Here is a 15,056-nt window from a genome sequence, read left to right on the forward strand (position 1 = left end):
TAGCGCTGCTCGCCGCAGGTGCCGCTGGGGCGGCGCCGTTGTGCTGCGGGCCGTCTGCCAGGCGCGGATGTGTGGTGGGCTGGTCGCGCCCGCGCGGCGGAGCCGCATAGCAGACACAGCCCCGCGCCCCTGGGGAGTCGCAGCCGCCGCACCTGGATCCGCGCCCTTGCCGGGCATGACGGCCCGCAGCCGCACGGTCAGCAACTCACGCGTGCGTCTGCCCAGTCCGCATGGTCCGAGTCGATGCCGTCGCCCGCGTCGGTGACGACCAGGCGGACCACCTGGGCGCCGGTGACGTCGGCGGTGAGGGGCTGGGCGGGCATCGCGTTGGTCAGGACGCCGGTCGAGGCGACCTTCGTGCCGTCGGCCCAGATCTCGAAGGTGACGGTGCCCTGCGTGCCCTTCTCGTCGTCGACGCCGACGTCCGCGGTGACCTTGCCGCAGGCCTTGCCGGTGTAGAAGGAGACGTCGCTCAGGGCGTGGACGCCGAGGCCCTTGGCGTACACGGTGCCGCCGATGGTGATCGGGTGGCCGTCGCCCGCGGCGCTCTCCCCGTTGCTGGTGTCGCGCTCCACCGGCCCCCACCCGCTGGTCGCCGACAGCCAGGGCAGATCGCTGAGGTACGACGTCCCGGCGGGCGGCCGCACGACGACGGACGCGGTCAGTGGAAGGGTGCTGGTGACGCGTTGTCCGGCCGGTGAGAGGTAACGCGCTTGGAGGGTGAGGCCGTAGGAGCCGGTCGGTGTCCCGGCCGGCGCGGTGACGGTCCAGCCGGTGCGCAGGGTGCTGCCAGTGGCTAGGGCGGCGGCCGTGGCCGGCGACGAGGGCCGTACGGTCCACCCGTCGGGGCCGGTCAGGGACACGGACATCTGGCGCGCCGGAGTGCGGCCGAGGTCGGTGACGGTGCTGGTCAGCGTGGCCGGCGTACCCGCCTCCAGCAACGGGCTGCCGTCCAGGCCGAGTTCGGCGGCGGGCGGGTGCGCGGCCCAGCGCGGGTCGGCCGAGACGCGCAGCAGGACCGTGCCGTGGGCGGGGACGGTGGCCGCGATGGTGCCGGCGGTGTTGTAGCTCTTGTGCTGCCACAGGTCCCGCAGGGTGTACGCGGTGGCGTCGGGCAGGCCGACGGCGGACGCGGTGGTGGCGATCCGCTGCGCGCTGCCGGACTCGTTGAACAGGGCGACTGCGCGGCTGCCGTCCTTCATCTCCTTGGCGATGACCCAGCGTCCGCCCGCCGAGGAGACGACCGTGCCCTGCTTGCCCAGTGGGTCCTGGTCGACGGCGATGACCTCCTTGTTGTCCAGGATGTCGAGGGTCGCCTGGGAGGCCTTGCGCAGATCCGTGCCGATCAGCAGTGGCGCGGCCATGACCGACCAGAGGGAGAAGTGCGAGCGGTACTCGGTGTCCGTCATGCCGCCGTTGCCGACCTCCAGCATGTCGGGGTCGTTCCAGTGGCCGGGTCCGGCGTACGGCGCGAGCGGCAGGTTCTGCTTCAGGATCGACAGCATCGAGGACCAGCTGTCGCTGATGTCACCGGTGGTCCGCCACAGGTGACCTACGTCAGACGCCCACTCCCAGGGCCTGTTCTGGCCCCATTCGCAGATGCTGTAGACGATGGGCCGACCGGTCGCCTTGAGCGCGTCCCGCATGGTGGTGTACCGCTGCTTGGCGTCCACGCCCTGGTTGTTGCAGTTGTCGTACTTCAGGTAGTCCACGCCCCAGTCGGCGAATTGCTGGGCGTCGCTGTACTCGTGGCCGAGCGCGCCGGGGAAGCCCGCGCTGTTGCAGGTCTTGGTGCCGGCGCTGGTGTAGATGCCGAGTTTGAGCCCCTTGGAGTGGACGTAGTCGGCGACGGCCTTGATGCCGTTCGGGAAGCGGGCCGGATCGGGCACCAGCTTGCCGTCGGCGTCGCGCTGCGGCAGGGCCCAGCAGTCGTCCAGGTTGACGTACTGGTAGCCGGCGTCCTTCAGGCCCTTCGCCACGAAGAGGTCGGCGATGCCCTTGACCATGCTCTCGTTGAAGTCCGCGCGGCAGTGCGTGGAGTTCCAGTTGTTGAAGCCCATGGGCGGAGTGAGGGCGAGACCATCGGCCAAGGCGGGAGCGGCCGGGCTTTGGGCGGGGGCCGCCAGCGCGGGGCCGGCGAGGCCCGCCGCGCACAGCAGGCCTGCGGTGAGTGCTCCCGCGACTCTTCGGCGGGTTGTGCGGGTTGTGCGGGTCGTGCGGGTGTGAGGGTGACGCATCGTTGACGTTCCTCCGACTCGCGAATGGTGGCTGACGACAGGGCGGCGCCTGGGCGTCATGTATGTGTCAGCTGTGCGCGATTACGGTAGGACGTGTCGGACTGTGTTGGAAGAGGTGCGTCCCGACTGTTCGATATGCCGTCAGAAGTGTGGTCGGCAGGGCCGTTTGGTTCAGTCGCCCCTGTCGGGCGTTCGGATGTGTGCGCTTCCGGGGCTCACGCCTCGTCGTCGACGCGGCCCCAGCCGGGCAGAGGAGGCTGGGGCCAGGCGGGCGGGGCGGGGAGGAGAGGGGCCGGGCTGTCCGTCGTCAGCACGCCGGCCGGAGTCCGTCCGCTGAGCCAGCCGAGTACCTGGTGCCCGGCCCCGGCGACCGAGGGCCCCTCCGCCGCCATGGACCAGCGCCGACCGAGATCCACGGCCGCCACCGAGGCGAGCGGAAAGCCCTGGGTGCGCAGCGTGGTGAGGGTGTCGTCCAGCGCCCAGGAGACGTAGCTGTCGGGCCACTGCTCGGTGCCATGGCCGAGGCCCAGGTCGAGGTGGTGAGTCTCCAACTCCCGCAGGCAGCGCAGCAGGAGGTACCAGGAAGGGTGCCGCCAGCCGGCCAGTGCCGTGACCGGACGGTCCCAGGCGGGGGCCGGCATGTCGCGCGCCTGTGCCGTGAACCGGTCCAGGCTCTCCCGCAGCCGGGCCAGGAGCCGGACGGCGGACAGGGCCGCGTCCCGCTCGACTGCCGCGGACAGCGTCGCCGCGTTCGCGCGCGGACCCGGTTCGCGGCCGGTGTGCGCGAGCCGCACGAGCCACACATAGGCGTCGACGCTGTGGGCGACATGGGCGAGCACATGGGCGCGAGTCCAGCCGGGCAGCTCGGACGGTGCGCGGAGTCCCGCGTCGGACAGGCCGGCCGCGGTCCGCAGGAGCCGGTCGCCGGAGCGCCGGACGTCCTCGATGCGGTCGCCTCCGGCGTGGCAGGCGGCGGGCTCGCTCACCGGAACTCCCGCACGACTTCGATACGGCCGACGATATGGGCGTTGAACTCGTCCAGCTCCTCCGCCGGGACCCACAGTTCGAGGATCGTCTCGCCGCCGGCCTGGCGGACCGGATAGCGGCCGAGGAACTCCGTGTCGACCTCGAAGCGGGTCACGAAGCCGGCGCCGTCGTGCTTGACGTTCCAGTCCCGGGCGATGCGGATCGCGTAGTCCTCGTTGAGGACCGGGTAGAAGATCGGCTGCTCCGGAAGCCGGGGCGGCCAGGCCCGCCAGTCGAGCGCGCGGACCAGCTCCAGCTCCTTGGGGCCTGTCGGTCGCCAGAGGGTCGTCGTCGGGGGCCGGCTGGTCATGATGTCGCAATTCTGGTCGGGGCCTGCCACAGGAGCGGGAGGGCCGGGACCTCGGACGATACCGGCCCCATGCGGGAGCGGACCAGCGGGTTTCGACGGGGACCGCATCCTCTGGCTGCCGTGAACCGCCGTGCCGAATCGCGGTGTTGGGCGGCTGCTCGCTGCACCCGGGCCCGGTCGGCGATCGGTCCCGGCTGCCCGGCCGCCCGCTCCAGCCGGCCGGCGAGCCGCGGGAGCCAGTCCAGGGCATGCTCGCGGCACGGCGGGCACGTGACACGCTCGGGGTGCCCTGAGACGAGAGCGCGGGGGCACCCGCAGCCCGCACCCCGTGCCGGCCTCGACGGACAGCGTGCCGACCAGACCGACGGGGCGGCGATGACGTTGCGCACCGCCGCCGCGTCGCCCTGCGCCTAGAGGTGGACGTGAGCGCCGGGCTTCTCGATGCACCCTCCTTCTGGGCGTCACCTGGCCCTGCCGGGCCTTCCTCGGGCTTTCGGCGGGCGTTCCTCGTGCTTCCGGCGGGCCTTCCTCGGGCTTCCGCCGGCGTCCCTCGGCTTTCGCGTTGGGCGTTGCTCCGGTCTTTCGCTGGGTGTTCCCTCGGCTTTCGCGTTGGGCGTTGCTCCGGTCTTTCGCTGGGTGTTCCCTCGGCTTTCGCGTTGGGCGTTGCTCCGGTGTTCCGTTGGGCGTTCCCCGGCTATCGCGCAGGGCGTCCCCCTGCCTTCCGCCGTGCGTCCCCCGGTTCTCCCCGGACGTATCCCCGGCCTTCCCACCCGGGCGGAACCCCCGGCGTCCACTCGCGGGTATCCGCGTGACCCCTGGCCCGGATCCGCAGTTGGTCAGTGCATGAAGAAGCGCAGCATGCTCGCCATCGCCACCCTGGCCACCGGATTCGTCGTGGCTGCCATCACCCCCTCCCACGCGGCGGACCAGGGGCCCCTCAAGGACCTCAAGGTCTCGGACACCCTCGACTCGGCCGGTCACCTGGCCAGCCAGGACAGCTTCGCCGTCGATGACAACGCGCTCGGCGGCCAGGAGTAGGCCCACGCCCCATGGCCCATGGCACGCGTGCCGGTGTCCCCACCTCAGGGGGGCGCCGGCACTGCCGTTCCCGCGCCCTCACCGGGGCGGGGTTTCCGTGGCAGGGTGGAGCGGGCAAGCCTCAGGGGGCCTACACAAGAGGGGGAGTCCGTGACCGTCGTCTGGATCAACGGCGCGTTCGGTGCGGGGAAGACCACCACCGCACGGGAACTGATCGAGCTGATCCCGAACAGCACGCTCTTCGACCCCGAGGTCATCGGCGCGGGGCTGAGGCACCTTCTGCCGGCCAAGCGCCTCGCCGAGGTAGGTGACTTCCAGGACCTGCCGATCTGGCGCCGGCTCGTGATCGACACGGTGGCCGCGATGCTCGCCGAGCTGGGCGGGACGCTCGTGGTGCCGATGACCCTGCTCCGCCAGGAGTACCGCGACGAGATCTTCGGCGGCCTCGCCGCCCGCAGGATCCCCGTGCACCATCTGCTGCTCGCCCCGGCTGAAACGATCCTGCGCGAGCGGATAGCCGGGCGGGAGATCCCGCCGGACCTGCCTGACGGCGAGATACGGGTGCGGCAGTGGGCCTACGACCACATCGAGCCCTACCGCGCCGCCCTCGCCTCCTGGCTGACCGCCGACGCCCACCTCGTGGACACCAGCGCCCTCACCCCGTACGCCACCGCCGTCCGCATCGCCGACGCCGTCGGCAGCGGTGCCGTACCGCCCTGCGACATCGTGCAGACCCCCGAACCGACCGCCGAGACCCTGGCCGCCGGGGTGCTGCTCTTCGACGAGCGCGACCGGGTGCTCCTCGTGGACCCCACCTACAAGCCCGGCTGGGAGTTCCCCGGCGGCGTCGTCGAGCGCGGCGAGGCACCGGCCCGCGCCGGAATGCGCGAGGTCGCCGAGGAGACGGGGATACGGCTGCGGGAGGTGCCCCGGCTGCTCGTCGTGGACTGGGAACGGCCGGTGCCGCCCGGCTTCGGCGGGCTGCGGCTGCTGTTCGACGGCGGCCGCCTGGAGACCGGCGAGGCGTCCCGGGTGCTGCTGCCGGGCCCCGAGCTGCGCGGCTGGCGTTTCGCCAGCGAGCAGGAGGCCGCCGAACTGCTGCCGCCGGTCCGCTACGAGCGGCTGCGCTGGGCACTGCGGGCCCGAGAGCGGGGGACCGCGCTGTATCTGGAGGCGGGCGTACCCGTCGGCTGACCCGCGCCTGCGGTCCGGTGGTCGTCCGGCCGACCTGGGAGGTGGTGCGGTGTGCCGGCGTTACGGCCGCGCCCCACTGGTCAGTGGGTGTTCGCGACCTTGCGCAGCGCTGCGGCGGCGCCTCCCACCACGGCGTCCCCGTGTCCGAAGCACGCCACCTCCGCGTCCAGCTCGGCCAACCGGACGAGCGCGGCGAGGAGTTGGGGCCGGTCGAGGTTGAAGACGCCCGGGATCACCGTGCCGTCGACCGGTGAGGCCGCCACCGTGTCCCCGGTGAACAGCACCCGCTCGTCCGGCAGGAACAGGGCGATGCTGCCGTCCGTGTGCCCCGGTACGTGGATCACCCGGGCGCCGCCGCCGAAGCCCAGCACATCGCCGTCGGCCACACCGGTGACCGCGGCCGGGGGCACCGGTGTGCCCTTGGGCAGATGCCGGGCGACCTCCGCGTGGATCGGCAGCTCCCACTCCTCGAAACGCGGTGGCGGGCCCTGGAGTTCACCTCGGACGAACGGCGCGTCGAGATCGTGGGCCAGTACCTCCGCGCCGCTCAGTGCTGCGAACTCGCCCGCCCCGCCCACGTGGTCCTCGTGGAAGTGGGTCAGCACGATCCGCCGTACGTCCCCGGGCGCGTGCCCCAGCGCCCCGACCGCCTCGGCGATGGCGCGGCCGGCACCGATCGTGCCCGCGTCGATCAGCGTCAACGCGTCGTCGTCGCGCCAGAGATAGGCCTGGCCGACGGGGAAGCGCAGGAGGTGGAGCCGAGGGAGCAGTTCGATGACGTCCATGGGCCGACCGTAGGCGGCGCCCCCGCCCGAGGTGAGGGCGCTCTGCCACGGGCAGAAGCGATCAGCCCGCGTAGTTGCGCAGGAAGAGGGCCTCGGCGACCGACAACTGCTCCAGCTCCCTGGGAGACACGCTCTCATTGACCGCGTGGATCCGCGCCTCCGGCTCGCTCAGGCCGATGAGCAGGATCTCCGCCTGCGGGTACAGGCCGGCGAGGGTGTTGCACAGCGGGATGGAGCCGCCCTCACCGGCGTACTGCATGGTCTCGCCCGGGTAGGCGACCGCCATCGCGTCGGCCATCGCCTGGTAGGCCGGGCTGGAGGCGTCGGCGCGGAAGGCCTGGCCCTGGCCGATCTGCTCGGTGGTGACCCGGGCGCCCCACGGGGTGTGCGCCGTGAGGTGGGCCTCCAGCAGCTTGCTCGCCTGTCCCGCGTCCACGCCCGGCGGCACCCGCAGGCTGACCAGCGCGCGGGCGCTGGAGTGCACGGACGGGGTGGCGCCGACGACCGGCGGGCAGTCGATGCCGAGGACGGTGACGGCCGGGCGGGCCCAGACGCGGTCGGCGACCGTGCCGTTGCCGATCAGCCCGACGCCGTCGAGCACCTTGGCGTCCGCGCGGAACTGCTCCTCGGGGTACTCCAGGCCGTCCCACGTCCCCGTGGAGTCCAGCCCCTCGACCGTCGTCGTGCCGTCCTCGGCCCGCAGCGAGTCCAGCACGCGGATCAGTGCGGCGAGTGCGTCCGGGGCGGCGCCGCCGAAGGAGCCGGAGTGCAGATTGCCGGCGAGGGTGTCGATCCGCACCCGGACCAGGGTCATGCCGCGCAGCGTGGTGGTCACCGTCGGCAGGCCGACGCGGAAGTTGCCCGCGTCGCCGATCACTATGGTGTCGGCCGCCAGCAGCTCCGGGTGCTCCTCGGCGTACCGCTCCAGGCCGCCGGTGCCCTGCTCCTCGGAGCCCTCGACGATCACCTTGACGTTCACCGGGACGCCGCCGTCCGCCTTCAGGGCGCGCAGCGCGAGCAGGTGCATGATCACGCCGCCCTTGCAGTCGGCGGCCCCGCGGCCGTACCAGCGGCCGTCGCGCTCGGTCAGCTCGAACGGCGGGGTGGTCCAGCCGGCCTCGTCCAGCGGCGGCTGCACGTCGTAGTGCGCGTAGAGGAGAACCGTTTTCGCGCCCTCCGGGCCCGGCAGGTAGCCGTAGACGGACTGTGTGCCGTCCGGGGTGTCGAGCAGGGCCACGTCGACGAATCCCTCGGCGCGCAGCGCGTCGGCGATCCAGTTCGCGGCGCCCTCGCTCTCGCTCTTCGGGAACTGCGTGAAGTCCGCCACCGACTTGAAGGCGACCAGTTCGGTCAGCTCCGCCTTCGCTCTGGGCAGCAGCGAGGCGACGGTCTCGGCGACCGGATTCGACGACATGGGCACGCTCCTCGTGGGTGCGACGTTGAACAGCTTGAACAGGGTATGTGCCTCCGATACTCCCACAGTGGCCTGCGGCGATGGCCGCCGTAGGATGCGGGGGACACTACGGCAGCGGCTTGATCGGAGCGGTAGACCATCGTGAGCGGCGAGAACTCTTCGGCGGACGACGTGGAGCGGGTGTGGGACGTCGTCGTGGTGGGCGCGGGGCCCGCAGGGGCCTCGGCGGCCTACGCGGCGGCGGTCGCGGGCCGGCGCGTGCTGTTGCTGGAGAAGGCCGAGTTGCCGCGCTACAAGACCTGCGGCGGCGGAATCATCGGCCCCTCGCGCGACGCGCTGCCGCCCGGCTTCGAGCTGCCCCTCCGCGACCGGGTGCACGCGGTCACCTTCTCGAACAACGGCCGCTTCACCCGCACCCGCCGCTCCAAGCAGATGCTGTTCGGTCTGATCAACCGGCCCGAGTTCGACCAGCAACTGGTCGAGCACGCCCGGAAGGCGGGCGCCGAGCTGCGTACGGGCGTCACGGTGCAGCGGGTCGAGCAGCACGGCTCGGCGGTGCCCGACCGGCGTACGGTCGCCGTGGTCCTGCAGGGCGGCGAGACGGTGCTGGCCCGCGCGGTCGTCGGCGCCGACGGCAGCGCCAGCCGCATAGGGGCGCACGTCGGGGTGAAGCTGGACCAGGTGGACCTCGGCCTGGAGGCGGAGATCCCGGTCCCGGAGCCGGTCGCCGAGGACTGGAAGGGACGGGTGCTCATCGACTGGGGCCCGATGCCGGGCAGTTACGGTTGGGTGTTCCCCAAGGGCGACACCCTGACGGTCGGCGTGATCTCCGCGCGCGGTGAAGGCGCCGCCACCAAGCGGTACTTGGAGGACTTCATCGCCCGCCTCGGCCTGTCCGGCTTCGAGCCGGCCGTCTCCTCCGGACATCTGACCCGCTGCCGCGCCGATGACTCGCCGCTGTCCCGGGGCCGGGTGCTGGTCTGCGGTGACGCGGCCGGACTGCTGGAGCCGTGGACCCGCGAGGGCATCTCCTTCGCGCTGCGCTCGGGCCGGCTGGCGGGGGAGTGGGCAGTGCGCATCGCCGAGGCGCACGACGCGGTGGACACCCGCCGCCAGGCCCTGAACTATGCGTTCGCGATCAAGGCCGGGCTCGGCGTCGAGATGAGCGTCGGCAAGCGCATGCTGGCCGTGTTCGAGAAGCGCCCCGGCCTCTTCCACGCGGCCCTCACCGGCTTCCGTCCCGCGTGGAAGGCCTTCCGGGACATCACCCAGGGCTCGACCTCCCTGGGCGACCTCGTCCGCACCCACCCCATCGCCCAGCGCGCCCTGACCGCGCTGGACCGGGGGGCGGCGGTTCCGGTCGAGGACCCAGCCGGTTCCTGACCGCACCGGACAAGGCCGACGACGGGTCTCGCGGGCCGGAGGGCCTGTGCGGACCGCGCCTATGGGAGCCCGCGCGGACCGGCCCAGTGGGGCGCGAGAGCCGGTATGAGAACCGGGTCGATGGGGGCGCCTGAGCTGGGCCGGGTGTGGCGTGTGAGAGCCGGTCCGGCGCGGGAGAGGCGCGGGAACCGGGCTGGACGGGGCCCGTATGGGACCGGGCCGGTGGGCGCGCGAGAACCGGTCCGGTGCTGGAGAGGCACGGGGACCGGCTGGGCGGGGCCCGTATGGGACCGGTCCGGCGGGGGTGCGAGAGCTGGTCCGGTGTGGGGGTGCGAGAAGCGGGTCGGGTGCGGGAGAGGCACGGGGACCGGCTGGGCGGGGCCCGTATGGGACCGGTCCGGCGGGGGTGCGAGAGCTGGTCCGGTGTGGGGGTGCGAGAACGGGTCGGGTGCGGGAGAGGTACGAGAACCGGGCTGGGCGGGGCCCGTATGGGGCCGGGCCGGTGGGCGCGCGAGAGCCGGTCCGGTCCGGTGCGAGAACGGGTCGGGTGCGGGAGAGGCGCGGGAACCGGGCTGGACGGGGCCCGTATGGGGCCGGGCCGGTGGGCGCGCGAGAACCGGTCCCGTGCGTGAGACGCGCGAGAACCGGGCCGGTGGGGGCGGCGCCGGTCCGTGTTGCGCCGGGAGCGGGTTCCGGTCAGTTCGTGACCGTGATGTGGAAGACCGGGTGGTCGGGGGCGATGCGCCGCAGGTCCTCGTCCGGGGAGTCGGGGCCGACGCCGTTGAAGAAGACCCCGACCTCCGCCTTCCAGCGCTTGAGGTAGGCGCGCAGCAGCGGGACCTTGTCGTCGTCGGCGACCTCGGTGGCGGTGAAGACGTCCACGTTCTTGCCGAGCCGCAGCTCGCCGCCGCCGGCCGCCCGCATGTTGTGGGTCCACTGGACATGACCGCGCGGGGCGAGCAGGTACTGCTGTCCGTCCACCGTCAGCAGGTTCACCGGAGTGGTGCGCCACTCTCCGCTCTTGCGCCCGCGCACCGCCAGGACCCTGGAGCCCCAGACACTGAGGCCGCGCCGGGTGAGCCAGGCGACCGCCCGGTTGAAGACGTTGACGGTGAACCAGCCCGGCTTCTTGACGTGTGTCGACATGGTGACCCCCACGGTTGAGGAGAGCGGTGCTCTCGCTTGTCTCGATTGTGGCGCAGACAGATGCTCCGAAGCAAGAGCGGCGCTCTCTTTTTTGTTCAGCGCTCTCCTTTGTGTGCACTGCTCTCCTGCGTGGCACACTGCAAGTATGAGCACCACACAGGGCGCCCGGGCACGGGCCAGGATCGAAGTCACCGCCGCCATCAAGGAAGCGGCCCGCAGACAGCTGGCGGAAGAAGGCGCGGCCAAGCTCTCGCTGCGGGCCATCGCCCGCGAACTGGGCATGGTCTCCTCGGCGCTCTACCGCTACTTCCCCAGCCGTGACGAGCTGCTCACCGCCCTGATCATCGATGCCTACGACTCCCTCGGCGAGGCGGCCGAGCAGGCGAGGGACGCCGCGGCCGGCGCCGCTCCGGTGCCCCGCTGGACAGCGGTGTGCGAGGCGGTGCGCGCCTGGGCGCTCGCCCACCCGCACGAGTACGCGCTGATCTACGGCTCGCCTGTGCCGGGTTATGCCGCCCCTCAGACAACCGTCCCGGCCGCCGCCCGGGTCGGCCTGGTCTTCATCGGCATCGTCCGCGACAGCCACGAGGACTCCGGCCTCGCCGACCTGCCCCTGCCTGCCGGGCTGCGCCCCGAGGCCGAGCGCATGGCCGCCGACCTCGCTCCCGATCTGCCGCCCGAGGCGATCGCGGCACTGGTGGCGGCCTGGGCCCAGCTGTTCGGGCTGGTCAGCTTCGAGCTGTTCGGCCAGTTCAACAAGGTGGTCGAGGACAGGGAGGCCTTCTTCCGGCACGCGGTCACGGGGCTGGCCCACGGAGTCGGGCTGCGGTAGGCGCAGGGCGGTCCGATGCCGAGCCCGCGGTCGGCGTCGTACTTCCCCGGGAGTACCCGTGATCACCTCGTCCGGCTGACGTCCCTGCCACCCGGCGGCGTCTACCGTGGCCTGCATGGAAGAGCAGCGCGCCGCAGGTCACCGGTGGCGGCACGGGCCGCCGTGGCGGAGCGCCCCCGACGAGACGGAGCCGGACCGGGCGCACTGGCCCTGGCGCACCACCGTGCTGCTCACCGCGTTCGTCCTCATCGGCACCCACTTCGCGGCCCACAGCCAGCCTCACCGTGTGCCTCTGGACGGCTACGCGCGCATGCTGCTGCTCGTCGGCTCGGTCCTGCTGCTGTGGCGGCACCGGCACCCGGTGGCCGTGGCCTACGGCACCGCGGTGGCGACCCTCGTCTACCTGGCCGCGGGTTACCCCTACGGACCGGTCTTCCTGACCGTCGCCGTCGGCTGTTTCAGCGCGGTCGTCGCCGGGCACCGGCGGGCGGCCTGGGGGGCCGTGGGGCTGCTGTGGGCCGGGCACGCCCTGGTCGCCCTGTGGTTCTATCGCTGGCTCCCGCCCTCGGGCGACAAGGGCGGCAGCGTCTACCAGGAGATCGGCATCGGCGCCTGGGTGCTGGCCGTCGTAGCCCTGGCCGAACTGGTCCGGGTGCGGCGCGAGCAGTGGGCACGGGAGCGCGCCGACCGGGCGGAGGCGGCGCGGCGCCGCGCGGACGAGGAACGGCTGCGGATCGCCCGCGAGTTGCACGACGTCCTCGCGCACAGCATCTCGGTCATCAACGTCCAGGCCGGCATGGGGCTCGCCCTGCTCGACAGCGACCCCGAGCAGGCGCGCGCCGCGCTCACCACCATCAAGGCCGCCAGCAAGGAGGCGCTCGGCGAGGTGCGCCAGGTGCTCGACACCCTGCGCGCCCCCGGCGCCGCGCCGCGCGCCCCCGCCCCCGGCCTGAGCCGGCTGCCGGAACTGGTGGAGCAGGCGGCCGCGGCCGGACTCACCGTGGAGATCGAGGGCGAGCCACCGCAGTTGCCGCCCGGTGCCGACCTCGCCGCCTTCCGTATCGTGCAGGAGGCCCTGACCAACGTCGTACGGCACTCCGGATCGCGGCACGCGCGCGTGCGGTTCGCCCATGACGGGGAGGCGCTGCGGCTGCGCATCGACGACGACGGGCCGGCCACCGGCGCCGACGCCGGGGGCAGCGGCAACGGACTGGCCGGCATGCGGGAGCGGGCCGCCGCGCTGGGTGGCACGATCGAGGCGGGCCCGCGCGCCGACGGCGGCTTCCGGGTGCTCGCCGTACTGCCGTCGCACCCCAGGGAGGACCAGTGATCCGGGTACTGCTCGCCGACGACCAGTCGCTGGTGCGGGCCGGTTTCAGGGCATTGCTCGACGCTCAGCCGGACATCGGGGTGGCCGGCGAGGCGGCCGACGGCGAGGAGGCGCTGCGTCTGGTGCGCGAACTGCGCCCGGACGTCGTCCTGATGGACATCCGGATGCCCCTGCTCGACGGTCTCGCCGCGACCCGGCGCATCACGGGAGACGCGGAGCTGAGGGACGTGAAGGTGGTCATGCTCACCACCTTCGAGCTGGACGAGTACGTCTTCGAGGCGATCCGCTCCGGCGCCTCGGGCTTTCTGGTGAAGGACACCGAACCGGACGAACTGCTGCGCGCGGTACGGGCGGTGGTCCAGGGCGACGCACTGCTGTCGCCGGGTGTCACGCGCCGGCTGATCGCGGAGTTCGCGGCCCGCTCCAAGGAGCCCGCGGCGGCGGATGCGCTCGGCCGGCTCACCGAGCGGGAAAGGGAGGTGATGGCGCTGGTCGGCATCGGCCTGTCCAACGAGGAGATCGCCCGCCGGCTGGTGGTCAGCCCGCTCACCGCCAAGACCCATGTGAGCCGCACGATGGTGAAACTGGGCGCACGGGACCGAGCGCAACTGGTGGTGCTGGCCTACGAGTCGGGGTTGGTACGACCCGGCTGGCTGGGCTGAATCGCCCGCCGGAAGCGCATCAGCACGCCGAGGAGCGCACCCGCTTGCCGGACACGCGCGCCCGGCGGGGCAAGAGCCCCGCCGGGCATGGCAGCGCCCCGCAGGGGCGCGGGGAACTGCGCGATCGGCCACGACGGACCCGCAGACGATCGACGGCCCATCACGGCCTTTCCCGCGGAGCGCTCAGTCGCGGACCGGCACGCGCTCCGCTTCCGCCTCCTCCACGGTGGACCTGGCGACCACGAGGGACGGCTGCGTACGACGGCTGCGCAGACCGGTGAGGGTGATCAGCAAGCCCGCCGCCGCGATGCCCGTGACGACCGTGAAGCCCGGCCGGTAGCTGTCGAGGACGGCCTGCGGGGTGGCGTGCGCGGGGGCGTTCGCGGTCACCACGGCGGTGACCACCGCCAGGAAGATCGCGCCGCCCACCTGCACCGAGGTGTTGAGCAGGCCGGAGACCATGCCCTGCTCGTGGTCCTCGACCCCGTTGGTGGCCTGGATGTTGAGCGACGGGAAGACCAGCGCGCAGGCCGCGCCGATCAGCAGCATGGACGGCAGGATCACGGCCGCGTACACCGGGTCGAGGTCGACCCGCAGGAACAGCGCGTAGCCGAGGACCATGAAGGCGAAGCCGGTCGCGATCAGGCGCGGGGTGCCGAACCGGTCGACGATCCCGCCGACCTTCGTCGAGGACACCGCCACCAGCGCGCCCGCCGGCAGGAACGCGAGTGCCGTGTGCAGCGCCGACCAGCCGAGCAGGGACTGCATGTACAGCGTCGTCAGGAACTGGAAGCCGACGTAACTGCCGAAGAAGGCGATCGCACCGAGCTGGGCGCGGACCTGGCTGCCCGAGCGCAGCACGCCCAGCCGGATCAGCGGGCTCGGCGAGCGCCGTTCGACCAGGACGAAGGCGGTCAGCAGCACCGCGACGGCGAGGAAGGACAAGAGCGTGCGGGCCGAGGCCCAGCCGGCCTCGGGTGCCTGGACGACGGTGAAGACCAGCAGCAGCATCGCCGCGGTGCCGAGGACGGCGCCGGGGATGTCGTAGCCGTCGTGGTTCTCCTCGCGGGCGCTGCGCGGCAGCAGCCGCAGGCCGGCGAGCAGCGCGAGGAGGGCGATCGGTGCGGGCAGCAGCATGGTGAAGCGCCAGCTGGCCTCCGTGAGCAGGCCCGAGAGCACCAGGCCCATGGAGAAGCCGGTCGCGGCGCAGGTGGTGTAGATGGAGAGGGCGCGGTTGCGCAGCGGGCCCTCCGGGAATGTCGTGGTGATGATCGACAGGCCGGCCGGAGCCGTGAAGGCCGCGCTCAGGCCCTTGATGAACCGGCTGGCGATCAGCAGCGGACCCGAGTCCACGAGCCCGCCGAGCAGCGAGGCGAGTGCGAAGACGCCGAGGGCGACGAGGAACACCTGGCGCCGGCCGAGCAGGTCGGCGGTGCGGCCGCCGAGGAGGAGCAGGCCGCCGTACCCCAGGATGTAGCCGCTGACGATCCATTGCAGCGTCGACGTGGACAGATGCAGGTCGGAGCCGATGGACGGCAGTGCGACGCCGACCATCGACACGTCCAGCGCGTCCAGGAACATCGCCGCGCAGAGCACCAGCAGGGTGCCCCACAGCCGGGGGGTCCAACGGACCGTCGAGGACGGGGCCGCGGAGTGGGTGAGCGGAGAGGTCATACGGCAGAGACTACATGCGCATGCA

The 15,056-nt window shown here is 72.6% G+C and carries 13 protein-coding genes; 6 read left to right on the forward strand and 7 right to left on the reverse strand.

Annotated features, from left to right (window positions below):
* Positions 1 to 197: 197 nt before the first annotated feature.
* From ACWCQS_RS24350 to ACWCQS_RS24360, 3 genes are all read right to left on the reverse strand, one after another.
* Complete coding sequence (locus tag ACWCQS_RS24350) at positions 198 to 2,237, reverse strand: NPCBM/NEW2 domain-containing protein (protein ID WP_451006394.1); 2,040 nt, start codon at positions 2,235 to 2,237, stop codon at positions 198 to 200.
* A 215-nt stretch (positions 2,238 to 2,452) separates the two neighbouring features.
* Complete coding sequence (locus tag ACWCQS_RS24355; RefSeq protein ID WP_451006395.1) at positions 2,453 to 3,223, reverse strand: maleylpyruvate isomerase family mycothiol-dependent enzyme; 771 nt, start codon at positions 3,221 to 3,223, stop codon at positions 2,453 to 2,455.
* A complete protein-coding gene (locus ACWCQS_RS24360; RefSeq protein WP_451006396.1) occupies positions 3,220 to 3,573 on the reverse strand; it encodes a hypothetical protein in 354 nt (117 codons plus the stop codon). Before ACWCQS_RS24360 ends, ACWCQS_RS24355 begins: the two co-directional genes overlap by 4 nt.
* Before the next feature lie 843 nt (positions 3,574 to 4,416).
* Here ACWCQS_RS24360 and ACWCQS_RS24365 point away from each other — a divergent pair.
* Entirely contained in the window at positions 4,417 to 4,611 is a 195-nt protein-coding gene (locus ACWCQS_RS24365; RefSeq protein ID WP_451006397.1) for a hypothetical protein, read from the forward strand.
* A gap of 150 nt (positions 4,612 to 4,761) precedes the next feature.
* Entirely contained in the window at positions 4,762 to 5,805 is a 1,044-nt protein-coding gene (locus tag ACWCQS_RS24370) for an NUDIX hydrolase (RefSeq protein ID WP_451006398.1), read from the forward strand.
* Between the two features lie 80 nt (positions 5,806 to 5,885).
* Here the strand turns inward: ACWCQS_RS24370 and ACWCQS_RS24375 are convergent, their stop codons facing one another.
* Together ACWCQS_RS24375 and ACWCQS_RS24380 are read right to left on the reverse strand one after the other, a co-directional pair.
* Entirely contained in the window at positions 5,886 to 6,590 is a 705-nt protein-coding gene (locus ACWCQS_RS24375; RefSeq protein ID WP_451006399.1) for an MBL fold metallo-hydrolase, read from the reverse strand.
* 61 nt (positions 6,591 to 6,651) lie between these two features.
* On the reverse strand, positions 6,652 to 8,004 hold the full coding sequence (locus ACWCQS_RS24380) for a M20/M25/M40 family metallo-hydrolase (RefSeq protein ID WP_451006400.1): 1,353 nt from the start codon (positions 8,002 to 8,004) through the stop codon (positions 6,652 to 6,654).
* Between the two features lie 141 nt (positions 8,005 to 8,145).
* On the opposite strand from ACWCQS_RS24380, the gene ACWCQS_RS24385 reads away from it, so the two are divergent.
* Positions 8,146 to 9,387: a geranylgeranyl reductase family protein gene (locus ACWCQS_RS24385; RefSeq protein ID WP_451006401.1), complete on the forward strand. Its 1,242-nt coding sequence runs from the start codon at positions 8,146 to 8,148 to the stop codon at positions 9,385 to 9,387.
* A 696-nt stretch (positions 9,388 to 10,083) separates the two neighbouring features.
* Here the strand turns inward: ACWCQS_RS24385 and ACWCQS_RS24390 are convergent.
* Entirely contained in the window at positions 10,084 to 10,533 is a 450-nt protein-coding gene (locus ACWCQS_RS24390) for a nitroreductase family deazaflavin-dependent oxidoreductase (protein ID WP_450982622.1), read from the reverse strand.
* 145 nt (positions 10,534 to 10,678) lie between these two features.
* Between ACWCQS_RS24390 and ACWCQS_RS24395 the strand changes: the two genes are divergently transcribed.
* The 3 genes from ACWCQS_RS24395 to ACWCQS_RS24405 all read left to right on the forward strand — a co-directional run bounded on the left by ACWCQS_RS24395 (position 10,679) and on the right by ACWCQS_RS24405 (position 13,357).
* Positions 10,679 to 11,365, forward strand: a complete 687-nt coding sequence (locus tag ACWCQS_RS24395) for a TetR/AcrR family transcriptional regulator (RefSeq protein ID WP_451006402.1) — start codon at positions 10,679 to 10,681, stop codon at positions 11,363 to 11,365.
* A 115-nt stretch (positions 11,366 to 11,480) separates the two neighbouring features.
* A complete protein-coding gene (locus ACWCQS_RS24400; RefSeq protein ID WP_451006403.1) occupies positions 11,481 to 12,695 on the forward strand; it encodes a sensor histidine kinase in 1,215 nt (404 codons plus the stop codon).
* Positions 12,692 to 13,357: a response regulator gene (locus ACWCQS_RS24405; RefSeq protein ID WP_451006404.1), complete on the forward strand. Its 666-nt coding sequence runs from the start codon at positions 12,692 to 12,694 to the stop codon at positions 13,355 to 13,357. The genes ACWCQS_RS24400 and ACWCQS_RS24405 overlap by 4 nt, the downstream gene beginning before the upstream one ends.
* 183 nt (positions 13,358 to 13,540) lie before the next feature.
* On the opposite strand, the gene ACWCQS_RS24410 is transcribed toward ACWCQS_RS24405, so the two are convergent.
* Positions 13,541 to 15,031: an MFS transporter gene (locus ACWCQS_RS24410; protein WP_451006405.1), complete on the reverse strand. Its 1,491-nt coding sequence runs from the start codon at positions 15,029 to 15,031 to the stop codon at positions 13,541 to 13,543.
* Between the last annotated feature and the right edge of the window lie 25 nt (positions 15,032 to 15,056).

Source organism: Streptomyces sp. NPDC002076 (assembly GCF_053593835.1).

Coding starts and splice junctions, on each gene's coding strand:
- ACWCQS_RS24350 (WP_451006394.1), bottom strand. CDS start 2,237: ATGCGTCACCCTCACACCCGCACGACCCGCACAACCCGCACAACCCGC.
- ACWCQS_RS24360 (WP_451006396.1), bottom strand. CDS start 3,573: ATGACCAGCCGGCCCCCGACGACGACCCTCTGGCGACCGACAGGCCCC.
- ACWCQS_RS24365 (WP_451006397.1), top strand. CDS start 4,417: ATGAAGAAGCGCAGCATGCTCGCCATCGCCACCCTGGCCACCGGATTC.
- ACWCQS_RS24375 (WP_451006399.1), bottom strand. CDS start 6,590: ATGGACGTCATCGAACTGCTCCCTCGGCTCCACCTCCTGCGCTTCCCC.
- ACWCQS_RS24380 (WP_451006400.1), bottom strand. CDS start 8,004: ATGTCGTCGAATCCGGTCGCCGAGACCGTCGCCTCGCTGCTGCCCAGA.
- ACWCQS_RS24390 (WP_450982622.1), bottom strand. CDS start 10,533: ATGTCGACACACGTCAAGAAGCCGGGCTGGTTCACCGTCAACGTCTTC.
- ACWCQS_RS24395 (WP_451006402.1), top strand. CDS start 10,679: ATGAGCACCACACAGGGCGCCCGGGCACGGGCCAGGATCGAAGTCACC.
- ACWCQS_RS24400 (WP_451006403.1), top strand. CDS start 11,481: ATGGAAGAGCAGCGCGCCGCAGGTCACCGGTGGCGGCACGGGCCGCCG.
- ACWCQS_RS24410 (WP_451006405.1), bottom strand. CDS start 15,031: ATGACCTCTCCGCTCACCCACTCCGCGGCCCCGTCCTCGACGGTCCGT.